Genomic DNA, 23,150 nt, shown 5'->3' with positions numbered 1-23,150 from the left:
GACGGCGGGCCTGCGCATCCAAACTGGTCGTGATCTTCATGTCGGAGCCGTACGGCTGGTCGGGGCGGCATCCCCGACGGTTCGCCCTTGAGCGTGGAAAGTCGGCCCGTCGCACACCCGCACGAGTCCTGCAGCGAGGAGTGGCGGACGGAGCGAAGGACGGGTCGGCGCTGCGCGGCATCGCGCTGGGCCTCCCGCTCACCGGGCGGCCTGACTCTCCCCTCTGTTCGCGTCGGCTGCTGAGCGAGTAGGTACGGGTTACCCGCCGGCCATCCGGCGCTGCAGTTCCGCGTGGCGGAACTGGTAGACCGCCCCGACCTGGCGCAGAACCCCTCGGTGTTCATGAGCGTCGGCCAGGAAGTGCATGAGCCGCCACGGCAGCCGTCCGCGCAGAGCCAGCCAGTAATGCGCGAGGCGGAACGTCCCGCCGGCTGCCTGGGTGAAGGCGATCGCGAGTCCCGAGATGACGCCCATGGCGGCACCGGGAGCAAGGCCGGCGGTGAGCAGCACGGTCGGATCGGTGGCGAGCTGCAGTTCGGTGGTGACGGCCAGGCCGGTCACCAGATCGACGACGGTCCCGATGGCGAGCGCCATGGCAAGGAAGATCAATGCGAAGGTGCGGACATCGCGACGCAATACCGCCTTGGGGTCTCCCGCCGCGGTCAGGTCCGTAGGAACTCCTGTGAGCCCGGCGATGAGAGTGCCGACGGCTCCGGTGACGAGGCCGACCATGACCCCGGCAGCGAGCCCCGCGACGAGTCCGGCTGCCAGAGCGAGCGCGCACCCCACCGCGAGACCGCCAGCCGCGCCGACAGGCGACCAGTGCAACCTCTGTGCTGGCTCGCTCCGTCCCGCGAGCCAGGCCGTGAGCCCGGCCGCCAGGCCGATTCCCACGCCGTTGATAATCCCGGACGGAAGTCCAGAGCCAATACCGGACATGAGGCCAGCTGTGGCCCCGCCGACGGTTCCACCGACCGGGCCGCCTCTCGGGCCGCTGGCCGGCCCGACAGCCAGCCCCACGCCCAGTCCGGCCGCGATGCCTCCCGCCGGTCCGACGGCGAATCCGATGTCCAGCAAGCTCGCCAGCCCTGACAACAGACCGCCTACGAGCCCTCCGGCAAGGCCACCGGCGAGTCCACTCAGGGCGCCCTGGCCAGACCCGCTGATCCGTCGGACCGGCAGCGCGACCACGAATCCCAGGAGAATGCCACTTCCCAGACCAACACCGAAGCCGATGCCAATGTCCGCCCCGAAGCCGGCGACAAGCCCACCGACCAGGCCCCCCGTGACCCCCATCAAAAGGCCGACGAGAGGCCTCGGGGCGGAGTGCCGCAGGTGCCACCACGCGAAGTCGGTGGTTCCCTGCAGCCGCGATTCCAGATGGGCGCCGAGGAAGGCCAGCCAGCGTTGAGCGTCCGCGGCCTGCCAGCAGGGGCGCTTCCGGGGATCCGGGTGGGGCCGGTAGGCCGCCGGGACGAAGGCGTCGAAAAGGTACTGCTGGATGCTGCTCACCGTGGGGAAGCGCGTCACGTCGCACAGTTCGGCAGGGTTCGGGAGGGAGCCGGTCCGTTCGCCGGGCCGGGGGTTGTAGAGGGTGCGGGCCAAGAAAAGCATCAGCGGCGTGCTGAGAGCCTGGGCAAGGGCGGTGTCGCCACTGCTGAGGTGGCTTATGACGGGTGCCCAGCGCGCGGCCGCGGCCGTGCCCGCACCGCCCGAATCACGCAGCATGTACTCGGCCGTCACCTCGTGTTTTACCGGCTGAAGTACCACCCCCGCTGCCCCGGATAGCTTCGATGGGACGGACGTGGTGGGGGCCAGCGCCTCCCGGAACTCGTGTTCCCTGCTGGACAGGACGATTTTCCCACCCGGTGACAGAGCGGCGTTGATCTGGCTGAGCGCCGCCGGGCGTACGACTGCGGGGATCTCGTCGAGCCCGTCCAGGACGGGAAGCAGCAGACGGTGCGTGATCAGTGCCTGTGCCCAGTTCATACGTTCCAGGGAGCCGTGGACCGGTGCTCGCAGTGCTGTGTAGTCCTGAAGGAGTTGCTCACACATCCAGCTCTCCAAGTCCTGCTCGGACGGATTCCATGTGGAGAGGGAAAAGAGGACCGGTACAGCACCCCCGAACGGTCGCTGCTCCAGCAACGACAGAACGAGGCGAACCAGTAGGACGGTCTTGCCGGAGCCTGGTGCGCCGAGCACGACCAGCCGACCGGTAGGGACGCTTTCCAGTACGTTGCCGATGGCGCCGTCGGTGCCCGCAAGTGCACTGGGGTCCGATGCCCAGGCGCCTGGGTCGCCGTGCAGCCCGCTGGGCCATGCAGCGGCGGCCGACGTGATGTGGCGCCATTCCTCCACCAACTCCCCGGGCGCCGGCTTCCAGGACACTGGCAACGGGTAGGGATCGTTGAGCCGTCGCACGCGTGTCTCGGCTTCCCACTGACGGCGGACAGCGACAGCCAGCTCGTCGGCGATCTGTTCCAGTCCTCTACCCGTGGCGGCTTCGACGCGGTCGGCCCGGAATGCCGCCCAGGCCAGGTAGGTACCGGCAAGCGTCGGAAGAAGACCCGCGGCTGCCGACGCCACTCCCGATCCGGTCACGCGGGCGATCGCCAGCGCCCCACAGACTCCTGCCAGGAACAGCCCAAGAACGATCACGCCCGTACGTCGTGTCGGCACCTCGAGGCTCCCCTCACCGTGGCCGCGAAGGGCCACCGCCAAGTTTGTGATCAGCTACGAGTTTGGGCCCGACGTACGCGAGTCGGAAGATGTTGCTCGGGAATCAGCCGGAAGTGAACCGTCCCTGGGAGAAGCGTGCGTGCGAGTAGGGCCAGGACTTCCTGCCAGTACCGCGCGCGGGACGCAAAAGCAAGCCACGAAAGCGCGTGGGCCTGCCGGATAACAACCGTCAACCGCGGGGTGGGGCCGCTGAGACTTCCCCACCCAGGTCATTCAGGGAGGCCGTCTCCATGACCGCGACCATCTACCTGGCCGGACTCCACGTTGCGGGCATCTTCCTTTGGTCCGCTCGGTGATCCAAACGAAACGACCTAGCCCTGTCGGCGTACACGTGAACGTGCCCAGTCACGTACGGATGAACGTGCCCACTTCCTGACGTATCGGAGCTTGTTCGTGGGCAGTTGGCTGCTGGAGCGGCCAGCCGCTCGCGGCGGTCCGCTGCACCGGCACACCGTCCGCGACCGGCTGAGCAAACTGCGCGGCTTCTTCCGCCGCCTGGACGAGTGGGACGCCGCCGACCGGCCGCCCCGCCAGCTGGTATTCGACAGCGACTTCCCGATCGCGGACGAGCCGCTGCCCCGCTTCCTCGACGACGCCGCAGCCGCCAAACTGCTGGCCGCCGCCCGCCAGGACACTGATCCGTTCGCCCGGCTCGCGATCGAGATCCTCGCTCGCACCGGGATGCGCCGCAGCGAAATGCTCGGCCTCACCATCGACGCGGTCGTGCAGATCGGCTCCGCCTACTGGCTTCGCGTCCCGGTCGGCAAGATGCACACCGACCGCTACGTCCCCTTGCATCCACAGCTCAAAACGCTGCTGGACGACTGGCTGATGCGCCGGCCCGAGGGACTGCGCTCGAACCTGCTGTTCACCGACCACGGCCGTCCGGTCAACGCCTCCCGCATCGAAACGGCCGTCCGCAGAGCCGCAGAGCGGGCCGGTCTCGGCCGGGTCACCCCGCACCAGCTCAGACACACTCTGGCCACCCAGGCGATCAACCGGGGCATGTCTCTGGAGGCCATCGCCGCACTGCTCGGTCACCGGTCGTTGTCCATGACGCGTGTTTACGCGCGGATCGCCGACCGGACCGTCGCGGACGAGTACTTCGCCGTCTCGGAGAAGGTCGAGGCCCTCTACAACGCTCCGCGTCAGCTGCCGGCCGACGCCGAGGGTTCGGAGATGGGCAAGCTCCGCCGGGAAATGCACCGCCGGATGCTCGGCAACGGCTATTGCGCCCGCCCGGTCGAGATGGACTGCCACTTCGAGTCGATCTGCAAATCGTGCACGTTCTTCGTCACCACGATCGAGTTTCGCCCGACCCTCGAACGCCAGCGGGACGACGCAGCGGCCAAGGGTCAGGTCGCACGCGAGCAGATCTTTGACGGACTTCTCAGCCGGCTTGATGAGGAAGCGTCCTGATCTCCTGCCCTCATGAGAATGGGTCTCCTTCAGAGGGCAGAAGTTGCACCAGACCGACCGAGGTGTCGTCGTTGGGGGACGCGTGGACGGCGCGGACTGTCCAGCGGCCCGGTGGTATCGGGACGGGGGCCTGCTCCGGCAGTCCTCCGCCGTTGGGGTACTCGATGTCCAGCTCGGCTCCGTCGGTGACAGAGTCCATGAGCACCGCCGGGCCGTCCGTCTCCCAGACGCCACACTCCTCCCACTGGGTGGTGGGGTCGGTCAGTACCGTCTTGGCTGCGGCAATCAGGTCGGCCTCGGAGTCTGCTCCGAGCCAGCGGACGAAGGCTTGGTGTTCCGGCAGATAGCAGGTGGTGGCTGGTTCGTCTGCCAGGACAAGTCCGCGCATGCCTTTCTCGCCGACAGCAATCACGCCAGCCAGATCGTCCACCTCGCAGGCGCGGTCATAGTCGTCCGTGACGTCCCCATCGCCGATGACCATCCCCGACTCCGTGCAGCCACGCCATCCGTCCAATACGGAGACGGGTACGGCGATCAAGGGTCCGCCCATCGACTCGACCCAGGTGAGGGAAGGATCGGCTGAACCGGCTGTGGTGGAGGAGGACGTCTTCATCGCGTCAGTATCACCTCGGCCACTGACAATGCTTCCCCAGGCTGCCGAGCAGCTTCACTGACACCTCGCCGCAGACCGGTCCAACCTCGATGACATCGGATCAGAACGCGTGAAGCTGGAACCTGCCCCTCCCTCACCACGACCGGTGGCTTGACATCGAGACCCGCATATTAGAGGGGTGCCGATGTCGATCGTCTACGACCGCACCAAGACCGTCGTCCGACGCCACGTCGCACCGGGCGAGGCCGTTCCGCTGCACCCGGAAGCGGTCGGATTCGCCGGGCACTACGACTTCGACATCGACGTCCTGGCCGCCTACCGCCCCACCGGAAAAGGCCGGGTCGAACGTCAGGTCCTGATCGTCCGCGACCACGTCCTGGCCGGACGGTCCTTCTCCTCCATCGAGGAGCTGGACTCCGCCTTCAACGCCTGGGTGCCGTTGCGCCGGGCGAAGTCCCACGGCACCCACGGCGAAGTCATCGGGCACCGCGCGATCCGCGACCACACGGCCCTCAGGCCCCTGCCGACGACACCCTACGTGGTCAGCCAGAGACACCTTCGCTACGTCGGCAAGGACTGCCTGGTCGCCTTCGACGCGAACCTCTACTCGGTGCCGGCCCGCAAAGTCCGCCCGCGTCAGCTGGTGGAAGTCAGAGCCACGAAGTCCCAGATCACGCTGCACTCCACCGTCCCCGATGCCAACGGCGACACCCTGCTGGCCATTCACCGCAGGGCTGTCGGCCGCGGAGCCTGCATCGTCGATGAGAAGCACTGGGACGGCCTTCCCGACGGCCGGAACCGACGGACCACCACCGGTGACATCCCTCCGCAGCCCCGTCATCAGAACGCACTCGGCGAGGAGACGGCCAGCTCGCTGATGGCTCTCTTGAACCGGGCCGCGGCCGTCCGCGTCGAGGTCGGCCGCAGACCCCTGTCGGTCTATGACGAACTGACCGGGACCCGTCCCTTCACCACCCACCCCACGCAGGAGGAGCCCAGTTGAGCGAGCTGGTCAGCACCCGAATCCGCACCACGGCCGCCAAACTCGGCCTGCCCCACCTGGCCGAGAGCCTGAACCAGTACGCCGGCCGGGCAGACGAGGCCAAGATGGGCTACCTCGACTTCCTCGACCTCGTCCTGGCCGAGGAACTCGCCATTCGTGACGACCGCCGCTTCCGACAGGGCCTGCGGCTGTCCAAGCTGCCGCACCACAAAACGCTCGACGAGTACGACTTCTCCTTCCAGCCCGAACTCGATCCCCGGAAGATCAAAGACCTCGCCACCCTCGCGTTCGTCGAGGCCAAGGCCAACGCGGCCCTGCTGGGACCGGGCGTTATCGAGGGTTCGGTTCGAGATTCGGCATGTTGTCGCTGGGTGGGACCTTCATGAGATCGATGTGACGTGGCTGCGATGTCAGTGCGGCCTCGTATGTTGGCCCGATGATTCAGAAGGTGGTCGACGAGCGAGCCGTCGAGGCGGCGGTGAACGATGCCGAACAGGCGATAGCCGAGTTCGACGGAGCCCGCCGGTGGCTGGCTGCTGCCCGGCAGGGACAGATGGAGCCTCTTGCGGCCGAGGTCTGGGTGTTCGACAAGGATCTTGCCCGGGTGGTGTTGGTGAAGCACCGTTGGCGGGATTGGGTTCCTCCGGGAGGGAAGGTCGAGGCCGGGGAGACACCGCGTGAGGGTGCGGCCCGAGAACTTGTCGAGGAGACGGGCCTTCGGGTGGAACTGCTGCCCGAGCCGGCAGCGGTTGCGGTTCGCTCCTTTCACCCGGACTGGCCGGTCACTCTCGGGCTGTCGTATGCCGCTGTCATTGATGCCGCAGTCTCGTTTGTCCCGGAGGCCGGGCAGCCGGTGGCCTGGAAGAGGCTGGACGAGGGCTGGGAGAGCTATTTTTCTGACGATCTCTCCCGAATCCGTCAGCATGCCGCATGGTTGGCTGATCGGTTGGGCCGTCACTGAGGGACTGCTGCGTCTCCGCCGCGGCGGGCGAGTTCGCGTCGGAGGTCGAGATTCTCGCCGTGGGCTTGTTCGAGCGCGTCACGCAGAGCTTGTACTTCTTCTCGGTGCTGCTTCTTCAGGCGGGTGATCTGGCCTGTCAGCGCGAGAGCGAGGGTGCTCTGCTCGTCGGCCGGAGGCGTCGGTGCGGGGACCGGCCGGGTTTGGGCCCGGAGTCGTTCGATGCGTTCTCGCAGGTCGGGGTGGTTATAGAGGAAGGCGTGGGAGACGTTGGCCTCGCGCTGGACGGCCTGGAAGGTGATGGGCTCGCCGCGTTTGACCAGGGTGCGGATCGCCTTCTCCGCCGCCTCCGACTTGGCCTGAGACTTCGCCTTCGCTGCGGCGGCCAGTGTCTGGGTGCGCTTGGTGCGAGCGTCGGTCATGGCCGGGTCCTTCGGTGGCGGTCGAGGTCGAGGGTGAGAGGGACGGGGCCGCTGGGGGCGGTGCCGCAGCCGGCGCCCTGGACTGCTCGGCCGGGCTTGGAGCGGATGGTATCCAGCAGCTTCGTGAGGGCCGCGTGCTCAGCCCGCCGTTGCAGCAGCCAGACGTTGTCCTCGGGCATCGGGCGGCCGTGCCGTTCCTGGAATGAGGTGGTGCTGCGGTTGATCAGGGCCTCGGTCTCGGCCAGCTGCCGCTCCAGCGCGGGCTGGTGGGAGGCATCGGTGACGAAGACCGAGCAGGTCAGGCAGGCATTTCCCTTGTCACAGGTCTGCAGGGGCGGCAGCATGCACCAGCCGTGGGGCAGGAACCGGTCAGCCCTGTTGAACAGGTGAAGACTGTCGTGGTCGTCGCGGGAGAAGACCACGTGGGTGCCGTCCGCCCGGAGCTTCGAGGTGGCCAGGAATGCCTGCTCGGCGTGTTCCTGGCGGGCGGCGACGTAGTGCATCGTCATCGACGGGGTGGCATGCCCGGCATAGCGCATCAACACATGGACGGGCAGGCCGAGTTCAGCGAGTCGGGTCAGCTTGGTGTGGCGGAAGCGGTGGGTGTGGCTGAGCCCGACGGGCTTGCCCTTGCTATCGGTGATCTTCACGGTCTTGCTGAATTCGCGGAGCATCCAGTTGTAGGTGCCCGACGGGTAGGGCTTGTCGCCCTGACGGTTGCCGGTCCGCTGCATGAAGAGGTGACGCGGGGTGATGCCTGAAAAGTGATCGCGGATCCACTGCCGCTGTTCCTCGATGACCGCGACGACCTCGGCATCGACGAGGATGTTGTCCGGCGCGATATCGATCTTGCTTTGTGCGTAATGGAAGCGGGCGATCTGTTCTCCCTCGGCGGCGTCGACCGCCCGGTCGGGGACCGGAGATAGGCAGTCGAAAAGGCAGGTCCGGATCTCGCTGGACCGCCGGCCAGTGAGGATCTGCAGCAGGATCATGCGCATGGCCTGCGGGTCGTCAAAGCCGCGGGCGGTGACCTGCTGTCCCTCGCCTCGGGTGAGAAGCATCTGCTCGTTGCGGGCGAGCCCGAGCAGGGGCAGGGCGGCGGGGATCTGCGCGAGGGCGTGGTCGTCGACGTAGTGCTCGTCGTTGAGTTCCCGCTGGTGCGGGATCCGGGAGACCTGGCGGAACCAGCCGGCCGCATGCGCGTCCGTGACCCGGGACCAGGGGTGCGGTCCGAGGACCTGGCGAGCCTCGGCGGGGTTGGCCGCGACGAACGCGAACAGCTCGGCGACGGCCCGCAGGTCGTCGTTGATCTGGCGCGGGTGGACGGGTTTGTGGGCGAACCGCTGGTCACTCTCGCGCTGAATCCGGTTGGCAGGGTCGGAGACCCAGCGCCGGAAGGCGGCGGCGAGTTGGACCGCGTGAGCGGGATCTCCCAGGACATCCACCGGGTCAGGGAAGGTGTTCAGCCAGCGGTCGAAGCGCAAGATGTCCTGCATCCTGTCCTGGCTCACGGTCGTCCAGCGCAGGACGCCCGCTTCCATCTGGGTGCCAAGCCACCACTTGACCGCCTCCCGCAGCCACGAATGCGCGATCTTCGAGGGTGAACAGCCGTAGTGAGCCTGGGGTTCATGCTCGGCCAGCGGGATGCGCGGGTCGCATCGCGGATGCCACTCGTCCAGAGTCCACCAGGGCCCGTCCGAACAGCGGGCGAGCAGGGCGAGGCGGCTGAAGCGGAAGATCACCCGCAGTCGGGCGACGCTGCCGCGGGGAATGAGTCGGCCCCAGCGAGTGGCATAGAACCACCGCTGCAAGGCGGCTGCCGTCTCCCAGTCCATGGACCGGATCGACGTCGGGAAGGGATGGTTGTCGAGGATCGCCCGGCGCAGGATGTTCGCGAACTGGTTGGTGCCCAGCACCGACGAGCGGGTCCCGTCCATCGCCTGCCAGTGCGCCATCCAGGCCAGTTCGGCAGCGATCAGGTTGGGCAGACCGGTCAGGTCGATGCGGCGGTCGCCGTTCTCGGTGATCTTCTCCCAGTCGTCGATGCCGTCGCCGATCACCGGCCCCTTCCAGGGCTCGGGCAGCTCCCGCCAGAGCCGCCAGAACGGATCCTCGTCGCCGGCTGTGTGCAGATGACGCTGTTCACCGGCCATCGTCGACCTGCCAGGCGGAGATGTACGACTTCCAGTTCGCCGCGGCCCGCAGGGCCTCGTCCTCGCGGACCCAGCCGTAGAGGTCGAGCGTGGTCTGCACGTGTGCGTGACCGAGGCGGCGGGAGACCACCCACTCAGGCGTCCCGGCCAGCAGCAGCGCGGTCGCGTGGCTGTGGCGGAACCAGTGCGGCGTCCAGGAGGCCGGTCCGATGCGCTTCTTGCGCAGGGCGGACACCTTGTCCCGCACCGTGCCCTCGCGCAGGGCAGCCAGCAGCGGCGGCCGTTCCAGGTTCACCAGCAACGGAGATCCGGTTTCGATCTCGATGCCGAACTCGGCGGCCCGGCAGGCGAGGTGGGTGAGGTAGTCGGCGAACAGTCGCTCCAGGTCGCAGCCGACATAGACCCGTCGGGGGCGCATCATCTTCACCCTGGCACCGTTCGTGTTGTCCTCGCGCGGCACGATCTCGACATAGGGAGTGGAGCCGCGGCCCATGACGAAGTCGCAGATCCGCAGACCGAGGGCCTCTCCCAGGCGCATGCCGGTCTCCGCGAGCAAAGCGAACAGAAGCCGGTCGCGCAGGTTCCCTCTCCAGTCGCCGACCGTGGCGTCCGGCATCGCGCAGCCGTCCAGGATCGCCTGGATCTCGGCGGGCAGAAGCAGCGGAGGGCGCCCGCGATGCCGCTGGTGCCGGACCCTGACCAGCGAGGACGGCGCGGGAGCGGTGCGGGCGTCCAGGTGCGCGAGCAGGCCCCGGGCCGGGGCCCGGCGCGGTGTCCCGCGCATGAGTCGGCCCGCGACTGGCACCGAGAAGACCGCCTCCTGCCAGCGGTAGAAGGAGATCAGCGCGGCCAGTCGCGCCTCCAACGTCCCGTTTTCCGGGGCCTGTTCGGGCTCGACCAGGGTGTGCTCGACGGTGCGGCCGTTGCGCAGCCAGGACAGGAACCCCGCGACCGCCGGGACCCCGAGATCGCCCCACCTTCCGGTCTCATCACGCTGTTCGAGGAACGTCCACCACTGGGCCAGCGAGGTCGCATAGCCGCGGACCGTGTTCGGTGACCACAGCTGCCGATGGGCCTCCAGCCAGTCCTCAACCGGCGCGATAGTCCGGTACTTCTCGTCGATCACGGTCCACGTCCGCCGCCCGTTCGCGGGCCGGACCGCCAAGCTGTGTGCCACTGATGCCGTTCCGTCTCGTTGAAGAACTCCCGTTGATAGCAATGCATCAACGACACAGAACGCTCACGGTGACGCTCGTCGCAGACAGAGAAGAGAGGGGCTCAGGCCCCGTTGATAACGCCCGGGGTCGGCAAGACCCACATCGCTGTCGCGCTCTCGGTCGCCGCCTGCCGGGCCGGCTTCTCCGTCTACTTCACGACCCTCGACGACATGGTCCGCCAGCTCAAGGCCGCCGAGGCGGCCGGACGCCTCAACAGCAAGCTCCGTACTTACCTCCGGCCCGGAGTTCTCGTTGTCGATGAGGTCGGCTACCAGCCCCTCGAACGCGCTGAAGCGAACCTGGTCTTCCAGGTGATCTCGAAGCGCTACGAGAAGGGCTCGATCATCCTGACCTCGAACAAAACCTTCAGCGAATGGGGACAGGTGTTCGGTGACGAGGTCCTGGCCACGGCCATCCTGGACCGGCTCCTGCACCACTGCGACGTCGTCTCCATCAACGGTCCCAGCTATCGACTCAAGAACCGGCTCGCAGCGATCGAGCGCGAGACCGCAGCCTAGACCCCACTACCTCCGGATCTGGCCCTTGCTTGCACACCCCTGCCCCTCTGCTGCCGTCCGCCGGGCGGCAGGATGGGCGGATGGCAATGAGCGAGACGGAACTGCTGGCTCTCCTGCGCGAACTCGACGACCCCGAGCGGCTGGAACAACCGCAGCACTACGACCGCGCCGAGACCGGCCTCGCGTTCAGCAGGCTGGTCCGCCGGCTCGAAGTGGACTTCGGAGCCCCGTGCGAGTCCGAGCGGGACACCCAGGACTCCAGTGAGTACGGGCGCATCCGCGTGCCCGTGGACGCGACGATCTGCGGAACACGGATCGTGGTCTGCGTGAGCAAGTTCGGCTCCCTCGCCGAGGTATGCGCCGACAATCCGGGGGCCTTCCTCGGCACGGACGAAGCCCGTGAGGAGGGCGCGCTGGATCCCGCCGACCTCGCGGCAGTGGAGCAGGCCCTGACCGAACTCGGCTACGTGAGCGTCCCCGAAGAACTACTGGAGAGCGACTACGAGGGCCCCAGCGCGCTGGAACACTTCGCAGCGCGGCCCACGTGGTGGACGCGGTTCTTCGGCAGCATGTGATCCGCTCACCGAGCTGAGCGAACAGCCCGTCATCTCGCTGAGCACGTTCATCCGTACTTCAATGAGCACATTCTCGAGTACGCCGACACCAGGCCAAATACCCCAAGGTCGTCAAGCGGATCACGGGCGACGAGGCCGAGCTCCTGGCGTTCTTCGACTTCCCCGCCGAGCACTGGATCCACCTGCGGACCACGAACCCGATCGAATCGGCCTTCGCCACCGTCCGCCTGCGGACCAAGGTCACCAAAGGCGCGGGCAGCCGCGCGGCCGGACTGGCCATGGTCTTCAAGCTGATCGAGTCCGCCCAGGCCCGCTGGCGAGCCGTGAACGCACCCCACCTCGTTGCCCTCGTCCGTGCCGGAGCCCGCTTCGAACGCGGCCACCTCGTCGAACGCCCCGAGTCCCTCGCTGCCTGAGGACGAGAGACGAACCCACGAGACACCGGCCGAGGAGTGTTGCGATCTGCCAGGGCAGGGCTGGGCTGCCCCGAGGTCCGTCAGCCGGACGTCTGACGCAGAACCAGGGAGACGAAGCCCCAAGTGTCCCGGTAGACGCGCAGCCATTCGGAGCGCCGGGTGTTGGCTGTCGCGAGCACTTGCGAGCTGTCCGGATCGGCAGGGTGGTCCAGGGCCCATGAGGCCAGTGACCCCCAGCAGGCCCATTCATAGTCGTCCAGTTCGCGGCGCGTGCTGACGTGCCCGTCGACAGGAGTCCAACCGTCAGCGACGACACGGTCCACGGTGGTCGCCAGGTCGGTGAAGTCTCCGAGCATCTCGACGGCCTCCTGGGAAGGCTCGCGGTCCCAGAACCCCTCACCGATCAGGACGCGGCCGCCGGGAGCCAGGTGCTTGCGCGCCGCTGCGAGGGTGGGGAGCAGACCGCCGAAGGCATGCGCGGCCCCGACACTGAGCACCAGGTCGAACGACTGCGAGGAGACGAAATCCGCGGCCTCCTGATGGTGGAGGACGAGGCGCTCCTGGACTCCGAGGTGGCTCGCTGCCTGGCTGGCCTGCGCCAAGGCGTCCTCGGAGATGTCGACGCCCTCGGCGTGCAGCTGCGGGCGCGTGGCCAGAGCGCGCAGGAGCCATTCCCCACCGCCGCAACCAAGGTCGAGCACACGCTCGTCGCCACGCGGGACGCCGCGTTCCAGAAGCCGGCGCACCGAGTCGTCGTCGAGCGGAGACTTTATCGGGTGATCAGCATGGGCGATCCTGGAGATCTGTTCACGATTCACCGGCGCAGCTTGTCAGCGCCAGAGGCCGCTCGCACCTCGTTTTCGGTCGCGGGCTGAAGTCCTCCGGGGCAACCGTCGATCCACAGGTCTTGACAATTACTCCGCGGCGGCCAGTGGGGGCGTGTCTGCCGTTAGCGGGGATCTTGGTCTGTGGAGGATTCGCGGATCAGCAAGACGGCGAGGCTGGCGAGTTGGTCGCCGGTGCCAGCCGCAGGACGTCGGCGGTCTTCTCGGGTTGGGAAAGGGAGATCAACGGGCGCCGCTCCGACTATGAGTTAGGAGCTGCGTCGCAAGGCGGCTCTCCGCCCGTGCTGATTGCGCAACGGGCCATGACGGGCAGCGAATCACCGCCCGTCATGGCCCGTTCCAGCCGCGCTGCGCGGCATCGCCCATCTCCCGTTGCATCCGCCGCAGGCACCTGTTGCCGCTGGGCACCCCGTCCGATCAGGCGTCTGGGGCAGCCTGGCGACGCGTGCAGGTGACCGGTCGTCAAGCCCGTTGGCTTCTCTTGCCGGGACCAGGTCCTGCGGGGGGGTCAGCTGGTGGTGTAGGGGAGCCGGTATTCGTACTTGCGGGGCCTGAGGTCCTCCTCGGCCGGCTCCCAGTCCGTGAAGAGCGTGACCTTGTTGCCGCTGGCGGTATAGGGGTCGGTGCGGGTGTCGACCTTGATGTCGCTGACGACGTAGAGGTCGACGGTGTTGTCCTTGTCCCTGGCATGCAAGACCTCATTGATCGTCAGCTCCACGCTCGTCGCGGCCCCCGTGGTGCCTTTGACCTCGACATGGAGTTCCTCCGTGCCGCGGGTGCAGCGCAGGTCGTAGGGCTTGCCCAGCCTCTCGACCGTCCAGCCGTCCTTCTCGTAGTGGGCAACCGCGTGGTTCTCTGCGTGCAGTTCGATGGCTTTGCGCTTCTTGGGGTCGGAGATGTAGCCGGCGCCGCGGCGGCGCCGCTGGGGCTTCTTCTTGCCCTCCACCTGTTCCGCCGTGAAGCCCGGTGACTTGTCCAGGGGCACGTCTTCGGGCTCGTCGGGGTCGAAGGGGATCCCGGCCAGCTCCAGCAGGCGCTGGGCGGGCATCTGGACGAGCTTGCCCATGCCCCGGTCGGTACCTGAGCGGCGGATGGCGTCGCTGCCGGCTTCGGTGAGCGGTCCCTTGGGGCCCAGGGGGATGTTCTCGAGCCGGGCGAGGGGCTCGATGCCGAAGCGCTGGGGGTACTTCAGGCGCCGCTCGGCCTCTTCGTCGGGCCAGTGCCAGGACCGGCCCTCGTAGAAGCCGCCGCGGACCTGGAAGAGGTAGAGCGTTGCGGTGTCCTGGAGCCAGTTCTCGAGCTGGACTCGCGGCGAGGCTCCGGTGGCCAGGAGCGCGAACTGCGGGTGGGCGTCCCTGTATTCGGGCTTCTCCTCGGGGAAGCCCCAGGACAGTGTCTCGATGCCGTGGACGAGGTTGCGCTGGGCCTCAGTGCTCTGACCGACATGGACCATGACGAACGTCGAACTCTTCATGCAGGGCATCATAAGCATGCGCTTATCGAGCTGTCGATAGGGATTTTGTTTAGTAGTCTGTGCGGGTCAGGTTCCAGCAGATGACGACAACTCACAGCCTAGAGACGGCCACTGACAATCCCGGCAGCTCCGCCGTCCGGAGCACGTCACGGCCAGGGACCAGTCCAGTCCGGCTGGGGGTGCGGGGTGGCTGTGGGGTGTCGTAGAACCCGGGGGAAAGCACGTGTCCGACCAGACTGCGACAGCATCCGAGCCCGACAACCTCACCGCCCCCTCCCCACGCCCCGTGCCAGGCGCAGCGGCCGCGGGGGTGGCGTGTGCGGCGGCTGGCCGGGTGGGTGAGATCGCAGCCCGTGTCGGTGATCCTTCGTTCCTTAAGGCGTGCGCGGCCCGGTATACGGCGGCCGGGTTCGGGGTGCCGGGTGAGGCCGAGGTGCGCAGCTGGCGCAACAGTTGGCCGCATCTCCTGGAGGCTTTGGGGCGGGCGGGGCTGTCGGACCTTCAGGTGTACTTGGAGTACGGGACGCCGGGTGGCAGCCGGCGGCTGGACGCTCTGCTGATCGGGGCCGGGCCGGACGGGGTGCTGGGCCTGGTGGTGATCGAGCTCAAACAGTGGCAGACCTGCCGTGTCCTGGACGCGGAGCGGGTCATGCGCAGCGACGGGGTAGTGACGGCCCACCCGGTGTTCCAGGTCGCCGCCTACCGGAGCTTCTTCACGCACTGGCGGCCCGCGGGGGCGCCGGAGCTGGATGTGCGGGCGGTGGTGGTGCTGCACAATGCGAGTGCTGAGGAGGCGGCTGTTCTGCGTCCTGATGCTCCCGTGGCCGCCGATATCCCGGTCCTGAGCGGTGCTGACCTGTCCGCCCCGGCAAAGGACCTGGTCGGCCTCTTGCGCAGCGACGGCCTGGCCGCGCCGGACGCCGCGGAGGTGGCCGCTTTCGAGGGCATCCGTTGGGAGCCCTCCAGCCGCCTGCTCGACCATGTCGGCTCGGACCTGGAGGGCACCAGCTCCTTCGCCCTGGTGGGTGACCAGCAGGACGCGTTCGTGCGGATCCGCGCCGCGGCGGTCCGCCACCTGCCGGCCCGCGGCGAAGTCATGGTGCGTAAGGGGGACGGTGCGGTCATCACAGTGAGCGGCGGCCCTGGTAGCGGCAAGACCGCGCTCGCCGTGCGGCTGCTCGGCCGCCTCATGCGTGACCACCCCGCGACGCGTCCCCGCTTCGTCACACCGTCCGGGACCCTGCGCACCCACCTCCTGGACGCCGTGCGCGGCCACAGCGCCGCCCGCGAACTGTTCCCCTCGATCGGCGCCCTGCGCAGCACCGCGCAGCAGACCGGCGCGCTCGTCATCGACGAGGCGCAGCGCATCAAACGCGGTGGCGCCGATGGACTGCCGTCGGAACTGGTCGCAGTGGTGAAACACGTTCCGCTGGCTGTCATCTTCCTCGACGAGCGCCAGGTCATCCGCCCCGACGAAGGCACCAGCGTCGACGAGATCCACGCGGCCGCCCGGCGTCTTGGACGGGCGCACCACCACCTGGAACTCACCGGATCGTTCCGCTGCGCCGGCTCGGCGGCCTACACCGCCTGGGTCGATGCCCTCCTATACGGCGAGCCGGTTCCCTGGACGGGGCGTGCCGGCTACGACCTCAGCCTGGACGATGACCCCTTCCAGATGCAGGAGTGGATAGACCAGGCCACCGCTGCCGGTCATACCGCCCGTACCACCGCCGGGTTCTGCTGGCCCTGGCCCCGCAACCGCCCCCGCACTCCCACGCTCCCCCTCGACATCCGAATCGACGTCCCCTCCCCCACCGGCAAAACCCGTGTCTGGGAAACGGCGTGGAACGCCCGCGAAACCCTCACCGACAGCGACGGCAACCCCCTCGCTCCACGCAGCCAGCTCTGGGCCACCCACACCGGCGGCCACCAGCAGATCGGCTGCATCTACACCGCCCAAGGCCTCGAATACCACCACTCCGGCGTCATCATCGGCCCCGACCTCACCTGGAACAACGACCACTGGGAAGCCCACCCCGACCACAGCCACGACAAGGACCTGCGCGACCTGCCCCCAGAGCAATACCTCCGCTACGCCCTCAACATCTACCGCGTCCTGCTCACCCGCGGCACCCACACCACCCGCATCCACACCACCGACCCCGCCACCCAGCACTTCCTCGACCAGCTCATCAATCCGGCACCCACGCCCAGCAACTGACCAGCGGTCGTGAAAAGCACCGGCCAAAAGTCCGGCGCTTCTTCGAGAACAGGGCCGCCCCGTCACCCGCTACCGCTTGTCAGAGCCGGCGGGTGACTGGGCGCGTGCGGCAGGCGGTGTTGTCCCGGTCAGCGCCTCGAGGTCGAGGATGCCCTGCCACAACCCGTCAGCCGTGGCAGGGAGCAGGGTCACCGTCTCGGTCCAGCCGTCGTAGCGCTGCCCACTGTCGAGAACCGGTCGCCAGCCCTGCGAGCGCCATTCGGCCAGGACTTGCTTCTCCAGCAGTTCAGCGTCGCGTCCCGTCCTGCAGGGGAGCACGTCATGCCGTGCCCAGCCTCGGCGTTCGTGTTTCTCGATCCGGCCGGTGTTGAGATTGCAGATACCGACTTTGGCGGCCTGCAGTCGCTCGTGCGTCATGAGATAGAGCAAGGCGGCCTTGCCGCGCTGGAAGCCGTACTCCGCGCACTCCGAGCAGCCGGTGCCGCGGCTGGTGACGCTGCCGAGGGTGGGGTAGACGGTGCTCTGGCAGTTCTGGCACCGGCACTTCCATGGCACGCGCACCCCCGGGTAGGCGGCCTGCGGGAGCAAGCCCGCCTGGCTGACCATGATGTCGTGCGCGGTCAGGGCGTCGATGACCACGCCGGCGCACCACTTGCACGCCTGCGCTCCGCGTCGTATCCATCCCAGCCGTGGGTAAATGATCCGGTCCGTTGGCCCTGGGCAGTCCGTGGCCAGACAGCGCGAGCGCCAGCGCTCATTCACGCCGGGGTAGCTCTCCAAAGGCTGCGCTCCAGCCGCAAACATCTCCGCTATGGCCTGCCGTTCGGGCACCTTGACCCGGCCGCCGCAGTGCTTGCACCCGCCTTGGCCGCCAAGTACCACATTCGCGTAGGCCGGTGTGATGTCGTCGGCTCCGCAAGCCAGGCACTCGCAACGCCACGGTTGCCAAGCGTCCGTATAACGCTCCAGCGGTTTCACCCCGCGCTCGGTCATCTGCTGGGCTGCGCGTTCCGGTCGGATAGCGCGACGCGCGCAGTACTTGCAGGCGGAGATGCGGCTGTTGCGTGCATCGCTCAGGCGCGGCTGGATGTCGGCGGGATCGCCCATCCATAGTCCTGGGCACAAAACGTTCAGGCAGCGGCAGCGCCAGGGCGCGTCAACTCCGGGGAAGAGCTCCAGGGGCTCGACGCCCGCGGCTCGCATCACCTTCACGGCCTCGTCGTGCAACGTCCGCCTGGTCGCCGCCGACTTCCGCCGGCCACACGGATTGCAGCCACCGGACCCGGGCCGCATGACGTTCCGGTAGATCGGCGTGACGAACGTCCCGCACTCCATGCAGACGCTCAGCCACCTCTCGCCCACACCAGGCCAGACAGAGACAGGCCACACTCCCTTCCCGATCATCGCTGCCTTGGCCTCGGCAGGGTCGAGATATCGCGGCACCAGCACTCCCCCATCAGGTCAGACACCCACTGCCCACGAGCATCGCCTACCCACGCCAACCAAACGGTCAGGACGACGGAACTGGCTCCTGACGGCGGCGCACTCCTGCAAGTCAGCCGAACCCGATGGCACGCTCCACAGCAAGAACACGATCACAGCAGGGGCTCGCAGCAGGGTCGGAACAAGGCGTAGCCGGGTGTAGAGGGAAGGTGAAGGACTGGTGCGCTCCAGCACGGACGACGGCGCTGAGGAATGAACGGCACCGCACGAGGGCACCCACCCGCCTCGTAGCACCCTCGACGCTCAACGGACGACCACCAGATGCGAAAAAGCGCCGGACCGAAGTCCGGCGCTGATTCAGAAGCAGGGTTACGCCACTACGGGCTACTGCTTGTCGTGGCGGTTGCCGAGAAGGACGTGGATCACGGGCAGGATCCCGATCCCCAGCGCCAGGGTCCAGATGCCCTGCCAGGGCATCGGCAGGTCCACAGACACCTTCATCAAGACGACGGGGCCGACCACCGAGCCGAGGATTCCCAGAACGCGGGTCGACGCGTTGATCATCTGTCCGGTGTTGCGGCCCGGGACACGCATCCCGGCCTTCAACTTCGCCTTGGTGACCTCGATGGTCACCTGGGCTTCGCTGCTGGGCACTTCTTTCTGGCCGACGGGAGTCGTCCAGATCTGCGCTTCGGCCTGCGGCGACGGCTGCTCGCCACCATTGTCGGGAAGGGGGGTCTGTGCGGTGCTGTCGATCATCAGGGCTGGGTCCTCCATGCGTTGTGCCGATCGAACCCCGCACCGTGGTCGGCGCGCGACTCAGCTCGATCAGTCACTCCCAGCCAGCTGCTCGCCCCTACGTGTCGTAGAGGACCGAGTAACGGGCTTTCCAAGAGCTCCCGTTGAACCGCTGGCATAGGGGACTTGGCATGTTGAACCCTTCTGATCGACTGCACTCACGGCGGTTGCCGCACCCCCAGACTACACGGCAGCAGACCTGATGGACACCAGACTCTCACCAGATTGGTGAACCATCCTCGCCCGCCGGGCCGGAGTGCACCCTTCCGGAGATACCTGAGCACCAATATGGTGGCTTTCAGGTGCAGAGATGTCATGATGGAGGGCAAGGGAGCCATGCAGGCACTCTTGCCCGAACCGAAGGAGGCTGAGAGACATGGCCCGAGAAGCGGACAAGCTTCACGCCGTACGTACGGAGAACGAACGCTTCACCGTCACGCTCATCCCCATGGCCGCCCAGGCGGTCACCACACTCATGAGGATCACCGGACTGTCCAAGACCGACACCATCAACCGGGCCGTACAGATCTACGCCTTCCTCGCCCAGCAGATGGCCGACGGAAAAGAGGTCCTCCTGCGCGACGAGAACGGCAACACCGAACGCGTCCACATCGTCTGAACCACCAGCCCACCGCTCCAGACCGGCCGGACCTGACGACGGCACCCTCCGACACCCCACAGTCCTGTCGTGCACCCGCAACTTGTTGAACCACCAGACCGCATCAGGAGCAGCTGTGGACACAGAAGCCTTGAAAGCCATCGCGCGAGGCTGGACCGATGGCGCCTGGCCCACGATCCCCTGTCCCTCCTGCGCTCGCGGAGAACTCGGCCTCCCCGACGACCAGCACGCCCTTCGCCCAGGCGGAGAGCTGGAAAAGCAGGGACTGGCGCAAGCACGACCACTGGGAACCCGACTGGATCCATGGCCAGTTCCATGGAGCGCTGGTCTGCGGCCGCACGCAGTGCCATGAGTACGTCGCGATCACAGGTGACTGGAGACTGGTCGAACAGCTAGATGACGAGAACCGCTGGGACGGTGGCAGCTACGAGCCGCTCTTCACCCCACGCTTCTTCCTCCCCGCCCTCAGGCTCCTCACTGCCGCACCCCGCCTTGAGATCCCTGCTCCGATCGAGGAACGACTGCTGGCAGCCTCCACCGTCCTGTGGGCGGAGCCGAGTTCGGCGGGCAACCGGGTACGAGCAGCAGCCGAAGCACTCCTGGACGACCAAAACGTCCCCCGGACCACGACGACGGCCAAAGGCAGAACACAGCGGCTCACGGCCCACAGCCGAATCGTGGAGTTCCGCGCCGCCGGCCACCCGGAGGAAGCCGACCTGCTCGAAGCGGTGAAGTGGATAGGCAACGACGCCAGCCACGAGGACTCCCTGTCCGTCGCTGATGTCCTCGACGGGGTCGAGCTCCTGGAGCACGCCCTGCGGATGCTGTACGACACACGGCCCGCTCTGCTGAAGGAACGCGCCACCCGCATCAACCAACAACGCGGAACCCGGCCCCCCGCAGCTCTCTGATCTCTGACGAGCTGGGCATCACCAGCGCCCGCATCCTCACCACGGGCCATCGGGAGTATCGCGTCAGCGTCGACCTCACCGACAAGACAAGCCTGGCCGACGCCCTGCAGCTCGCCGAACTCGCCTACAACGCCACCTGAACCAGACACCCCGAGACCGACAGGAAGAGCCCGCGTGGACCTACGACCCCACCAGCGAGAAGCCGTCGACGCGGTCCTCCGCGCCCTCGAGCTGCCCGCGCAATCGCTCGTGCCCGAGCGAGGGCTGCGGACCCAGGTCGTCATGGCGACCGGATCCGGGAAGACTCTGGTCGCGGTGCGCAGCGCGCAGGAGCTCCGTGCGGGTCGTGTGCTGGTGCTCGTTCCCTCGCTGGACCTGCTGGCCCAGACCGAGGCCGCGTGGCGCGAGGGAGGCCGCACGAGCCCGATGATCGGGGTGTCATCTCTGCGAGGTGAGGAGGTGTCCTTCCCTAACACCACGGACGTGGACCAGCTGGTGGAGTGGACCCGGCCCTTCGACAAGGTCACCGTGTTCGCCACGTACGCCTCCCTGGGCCTGGGCATACTGGAGCGCGCGCACGCCGCCGGCCTCCCCGGCTGGGACCTCATCGTCGTCGACGAAGCCCACCGCACCTCCGGGCGGATCGGGAAGCCGTGGGCAGTCGTCCACGACAACCAGAAAATCCCCTCCCTGCGCCGCCTCTACATGACAGCCACACCCCGGCTATGGCAACTCGCAGACGAGGGCGGAGGCCAGGACCAGGAGCAGGGCGCGCCGGGTGAGCTGGTGGCCTCGATGGACGACGATCCAAACGGTCCGTTCGGCAGCCGCTGCTACACACTGACGCTCTCGGCAGCGATCGACCGGGGCATCTGTTCCCCCTACCAGGTCGTATGCGTGGACGTCACCGACACACAACTCCAGGCCGCGCAGCTGCTCGGCGCCGAGGCCCGGTCCGAGCAGGTGCGCGGGGCCCGGCTCGCCGCGCTCCAGACGGCGCTGGTGAAGGCGTCGGCGGAGGAGGCCTTCCGGCGCACACTCGTCTTCCACCATGTCGTGAAGGAGGCCGAGGCATTCGCAGCCGGCCTCCCGGACGTCGCCGCGCGGCTCCAGGCCGCCGACCCGCAGCTGTATCCGCGCACGATCTGGGCCAACTGGCTGTGCGGCGAGCACAAGCCCGTGCACCGCCACCGTGTGCTGGACGAATTCGCCGACGGTATCGCCACCGACGGCACCGTCGTGGAGAAGAGCTACCTCGGGTCCGTGAAGGTCCTCGGCGAAGGCGTGGATACATCCCGGTGTGACTCCGTGTACTTCGCGGACGTGCGTGGCTCCATGCCCGACCTCGTCCAGGCCGTCGGCCGGGCACTGCGCCTGCAACCTGGCGAAGGCAAGGTGGCGTCGCTCGTCGTACCGGTCCTGCTCGGGCCCGGCGAGACGGCGGACAACATGCTGACCAGCCGGGCGTTCTGCGGGCTGGCCAAGCTTTTGGAAGCACTCCGAGCACACGATGCCCGCATCGTGGAAGCCCTCGCGGAGCAGCAGGCCCCCAGCCGCTACAAGCCCGCAGCCATGGACGAGAGCGGAAAGAGCACGACCGGGAGCGGTGACGGCCCCAAAGGCGTCAGCGGCCCCGCCAGGGCCCTGCTGAAGTTCTCCACGCCCCGCGACCCGGCCGCGCTTGCCGCGTTCATCAACCTGCGCGTCCTCAATCCCGAGCACGAGCACTGGCGGCGCGGCATCGAAGCAGCTGTCATCTACGCCCGCGAACACGGCGACCTGCGCGTGCCGTTCACGTACCGCGTCCCGGCCAGGCAGGACGCGGCGGCGGAAGGATGGCCGGCCTCACTCGCGAACTTCCCACTGGGCCAATGGACCGCCGACGCCCGCCGGTTCTACGCCCGCGGCAACCTGGACCAAGACCGCGCCATGCAGCTGGAGAACCTCGGCATGATCTGGTCACACTTCGACGTCGCTTGGGAAGAAGGCCTCACGGCCGCCCGTGGATGGGCTGCCGAGCACGGGCATCTCCTGGCCCCGCTCGACGCCACCCACCAGGGCTACAGGGTCGGGATCTGGCTGAAGAACCAGCGAGCCGCCGCCCGCAAGGCAGCGCAGAGCGAGCAACGACGGGCCCAGGGACTGCCAGTGGAGTCGTCGGCCGGCGCCCTGTCGCAAGAGCGACGCGAACAACTGGAAGAGATCGACCCATCGTGGTGCCCCACCTGGCCCGTGGAATGGCAGCGCGCCTTCCACCTCACCCGCCAGCACCTGGAGACCGGCGGCGAGCTGCCGACCCAGCCGGACACCGTCATGCACCAAGGCGAGGACCTCTGGCGGTGGGTTCGGGCACAGCGGCTCGGATGGGACCGGCTCACCACCGTGCAGCAGTGGATGTGCGAACAGGTCATCGGGATCACCCCGGCGTCCGAGGACGAGAAGCCGCCGCCGCGCCGCACGCAGGCCGACAAGTGGGCCATGCACTGCGAGGCCGCCCGCCGGTTCTACGAACGCGAAGGGCACCTTCGAGTGCCGCGCAAGCACGTCGAACGGATCGTCGTCGGCGATGGGAACGGCGAGGACCAGGAGGAGCGGGAACTCCGTCTCGGGGCATGGATCGCAAACCAACGTAGCAGGGCCGCGACGCTCTCGCCGGAGCGGCGAGACCAGCTGTCCGCAATCGGGATGCGATGGGCGTAACGCCCTGTCAACTCGGTGTGCATAAGTCTGTTTTTCAAGCCCAGAGGGTGAAATCCCTGTCCCTGTGGAACCGGAAGGTCGCCTGCCACGTTCCATCGTGAAACGG

Annotated in this window: 17 protein-coding genes and 3 pseudogenes; 11 read left to right on the top strand and 9 right to left on the bottom strand. The window is 67.8% G+C overall.

Annotated features, from left to right (window positions below):
- Positions 1-258: 258 nt before the first annotated feature.
- Positions 259-2,679: an NACHT domain-containing protein gene (locus tag EOT10_RS37035; protein ID WP_189492578.1), complete on the bottom strand. Its 2,421-nt coding sequence runs from the start codon at positions 2,677-2,679 to the stop codon at positions 259-261.
- A gap of 453 nt (positions 2,680-3,132) precedes the next feature.
- On the opposite strand from EOT10_RS37035, the gene EOT10_RS37030 reads away from it, so the two are divergent.
- A complete protein-coding gene (locus EOT10_RS37030; RefSeq protein ID WP_127832787.1) occupies positions 3,133-4,158 on the top strand; it encodes a tyrosine-type recombinase/integrase in 1,026 nt (341 codons plus the stop codon).
- Between the two features lie 10 nt (positions 4,159-4,168).
- Here EOT10_RS37030 and EOT10_RS37025 read toward each other — a convergent pair whose 3' ends face one another.
- Positions 4,169-4,771 carry an immunity 21 family protein gene (locus EOT10_RS37025; RefSeq protein WP_127832786.1) on the bottom strand — a complete coding sequence of 201 codons (603 nt, stop codon included), beginning with the start codon at positions 4,769-4,771 and terminating at the stop codon, positions 4,169-4,171.
- Between the two features lie 184 nt (positions 4,772-4,955).
- Here EOT10_RS37025 and EOT10_RS37020 point away from each other — a divergent pair, with 184 nt between their 5' ends.
- From EOT10_RS37020 to EOT10_RS37010, 3 genes and pseudogenes are all read left to right on the top strand, one after another.
- Positions 4,956-5,774: a Mu transposase domain-containing protein gene (locus EOT10_RS37020; protein WP_431313364.1), complete on the top strand. Its 819-nt coding sequence runs from the start codon at positions 4,956-4,958 to the stop codon at positions 5,772-5,774.
- Positions 5,771-6,100: pseudogene (locus EOT10_RS37015) on the top strand (ATP-binding protein); the annotation flags it as partial. The gene EOT10_RS37020 and the pseudogene EOT10_RS37015, both read left to right, overlap by 4 nt.
- A gap of 110 nt (positions 6,101-6,210) precedes the next feature.
- Positions 6,211-6,735 carry an NUDIX domain-containing protein gene (locus tag EOT10_RS37010; RefSeq protein WP_189492574.1) on the top strand — a complete coding sequence of 175 codons (525 nt, stop codon included), beginning with the start codon at positions 6,211-6,213 and terminating at the stop codon, positions 6,733-6,735.
- Here EOT10_RS37010 and EOT10_RS37005 read toward each other — a convergent pair.
- Genes EOT10_RS37005 through EOT10_RS36995 form a run of 3 tightly spaced genes read right to left on the bottom strand, consistent with a single transcriptional unit; the run spans position 6,729 to position 10,484 of the window.
- Positions 6,729-7,154 carry a DUF6262 family protein gene (locus EOT10_RS37005; RefSeq protein WP_127832785.1) on the bottom strand — a complete coding sequence of 142 codons (426 nt, stop codon included), beginning with the start codon at positions 7,152-7,154 and terminating at the stop codon, positions 6,729-6,731. The genes EOT10_RS37010 and EOT10_RS37005 overlap by 7 nt on opposite strands.
- Positions 7,151-9,307 carry a tyrosine-type recombinase/integrase gene (locus tag EOT10_RS37000; RefSeq protein WP_127832784.1) on the bottom strand — a complete coding sequence of 719 codons (2,157 nt, stop codon included), beginning with the start codon at positions 9,305-9,307 and terminating at the stop codon, positions 7,151-7,153. Before EOT10_RS37000 ends, EOT10_RS37005 begins: the two co-directional genes overlap by 4 nt.
- Complete coding sequence (locus EOT10_RS36995) at positions 9,297-10,484, bottom strand: tyrosine-type recombinase/integrase (protein WP_127832783.1); 1,188 nt, start codon at positions 10,482-10,484, stop codon at positions 9,297-9,299. Before EOT10_RS36995 ends, EOT10_RS37000 begins: the two co-directional genes overlap by 11 nt.
- 111 nt (positions 10,485-10,595) lie before the next feature.
- Here EOT10_RS36995 and EOT10_RS36990 point away from each other — a divergent pair.
- From EOT10_RS36990 to EOT10_RS36980, 3 genes and pseudogenes are all read left to right on the top strand, one after another.
- Positions 10,596-11,042, top strand: a pseudogene (locus EOT10_RS36990) (ATP-binding protein); the annotation flags it as partial.
- Between the two features lie 80 nt (positions 11,043-11,122).
- Positions 11,123-11,617 (top strand): hypothetical protein, encoded by a 495-nt coding sequence (locus EOT10_RS36985; RefSeq protein WP_127832782.1) that lies wholly within the window; start codon positions 11,123-11,125, stop codon positions 11,615-11,617.
- 92 nt (positions 11,618-11,709) lie between these two features.
- Positions 11,710-12,033: pseudogene (locus tag EOT10_RS36980) on the top strand (transposase); the annotation flags it as partial.
- 80 nt (positions 12,034-12,113) lie between these two features.
- Here EOT10_RS36980 and EOT10_RS36975 read toward each other — a convergent pair.
- Together EOT10_RS36975 and EOT10_RS36970 are read right to left on the bottom strand one after the other, a co-directional pair.
- Complete coding sequence (locus EOT10_RS36975; RefSeq protein WP_127832781.1) at positions 12,114-12,851, bottom strand: SAM-dependent methyltransferase; 738 nt, start codon at positions 12,849-12,851, stop codon at positions 12,114-12,116.
- Positions 12,852-13,386: 535 nt separating this feature from the next.
- Complete coding sequence (locus tag EOT10_RS36970; RefSeq protein WP_223281420.1) at positions 13,387-14,352, bottom strand: protein NO VEIN domain-containing protein; 966 nt, start codon at positions 14,350-14,352, stop codon at positions 13,387-13,389.
- A gap of 334 nt (positions 14,353-14,686) precedes the next feature.
- On the opposite strand from EOT10_RS36970, the gene EOT10_RS36965 reads away from it, so the two are divergent.
- Positions 14,687-16,573 carry a DNA/RNA helicase domain-containing protein gene (locus tag EOT10_RS36965; protein WP_127832780.1) on the top strand — a complete coding sequence of 629 codons (1,887 nt, stop codon included), beginning with the start codon at positions 14,687-14,689 and terminating at the stop codon, positions 16,571-16,573.
- Positions 16,574-16,642: 69 nt separating this feature from the next.
- On the opposite strand, the gene EOT10_RS36960 is transcribed toward EOT10_RS36965, so the two are convergent.
- Together EOT10_RS36960 and EOT10_RS36955 are read right to left on the bottom strand one after the other, a co-directional pair.
- Positions 16,643-17,680 carry a hypothetical protein gene (locus EOT10_RS36960; protein ID WP_127832779.1) on the bottom strand — a complete coding sequence of 346 codons (1,038 nt, stop codon included), beginning with the start codon at positions 17,678-17,680 and terminating at the stop codon, positions 16,643-16,645.
- Positions 17,681-18,400: 720 nt separating this feature from the next.
- Positions 18,401-18,775: a hypothetical protein gene (locus EOT10_RS36955; RefSeq protein ID WP_127832778.1), complete on the bottom strand. Its 375-nt coding sequence runs from the start codon at positions 18,773-18,775 to the stop codon at positions 18,401-18,403.
- A gap of 415 nt (positions 18,776-19,190) precedes the next feature.
- On the opposite strand from EOT10_RS36955, the gene EOT10_RS36950 reads away from it, so the two are divergent.
- The 3 genes from EOT10_RS36950 (at position 19,191) to EOT10_RS36940 (ending at position 23,044) form a co-directional block, all read left to right on the top strand.
- Complete coding sequence (locus EOT10_RS36950) at positions 19,191-19,433, top strand: hypothetical protein (protein ID WP_127832777.1); 243 nt, start codon at positions 19,191-19,193, stop codon at positions 19,431-19,433.
- 158 nt (positions 19,434-19,591) lie between these two features.
- Complete coding sequence (locus EOT10_RS36945; RefSeq protein WP_127832776.1) at positions 19,592-20,344, top strand: DUF8608 domain-containing protein; 753 nt, start codon at positions 19,592-19,594, stop codon at positions 20,342-20,344.
- Between the two features lie 174 nt (positions 20,345-20,518).
- Complete coding sequence (locus tag EOT10_RS36940) at positions 20,519-23,044, top strand: DEAD/DEAH box helicase (RefSeq protein WP_127832775.1); 2,526 nt, start codon at positions 20,519-20,521, stop codon at positions 23,042-23,044.
- The last annotated feature ends 106 nt before the right edge of the window (positions 23,045-23,150 follow it).

It is taken from the genome of Streptomyces antnestii (genome assembly GCF_004005495.1).
Lineage (GTDB): Bacteria > Actinomycetota > Actinomycetes > Streptomycetales > Streptomycetaceae > Streptomyces > Streptomyces antnestii.
This window is presented reverse-complemented; position numbering and strand designations above follow the sequence as displayed.

Bases quoted from the DNA above. Each gene is read 5' to 3' on its own strand.
- EOT10_RS37025 (WP_127832786.1), bottom strand. From the start codon at position 4,771: ATGAAGACGTCCTCCTCCACCACAGCCGGTTCAGCCGATCCTTCCCTC.
- EOT10_RS37020 (WP_431313364.1), top strand. From the start codon at position 4,956: ATGTCGATCGTCTACGACCGCACCAAGACCGTCGTCCGACGCCACGTC.
- EOT10_RS37010 (WP_189492574.1), top strand. From the start codon at position 6,211: ATGATTCAGAAGGTGGTCGACGAGCGAGCCGTCGAGGCGGCGGTGAAC.
- EOT10_RS37005 (WP_127832785.1), bottom strand. From the start codon at position 7,154: ATGACCGACGCTCGCACCAAGCGCACCCAGACACTGGCCGCCGCAGCG.
- EOT10_RS37000 (WP_127832784.1), bottom strand. From the start codon at position 9,307: ATGGCCGGTGAACAGCGTCATCTGCACACAGCCGGCGACGAGGATCCG.
- EOT10_RS36985 (WP_127832782.1), top strand. From the start codon at position 11,123: ATGGCAATGAGCGAGACGGAACTGCTGGCTCTCCTGCGCGAACTCGAC.
- EOT10_RS36970 (WP_223281420.1), bottom strand. From the start codon at position 14,352: ATGAAGAGTTCGACGTTCGTCATGGTCCATGTCGGTCAGAGCACTGAG.
- EOT10_RS36960 (WP_127832779.1), bottom strand. From the start codon at position 17,680: ATGGGCGATCCCGCCGACATCCAGCCGCGCCTGAGCGATGCACGCAAC.
- EOT10_RS36955 (WP_127832778.1), bottom strand. From the start codon at position 18,775: ATGATCGACAGCACCGCACAGACCCCCCTTCCCGACAATGGTGGCGAG.
- EOT10_RS36950 (WP_127832777.1), top strand. From the start codon at position 19,191: ATGGCCCGAGAAGCGGACAAGCTTCACGCCGTACGTACGGAGAACGAA.
- EOT10_RS36945 (WP_127832776.1), top strand. From the start codon at position 19,592: ATGGCGCCTGGCCCACGATCCCCTGTCCCTCCTGCGCTCGCGGAGAAC.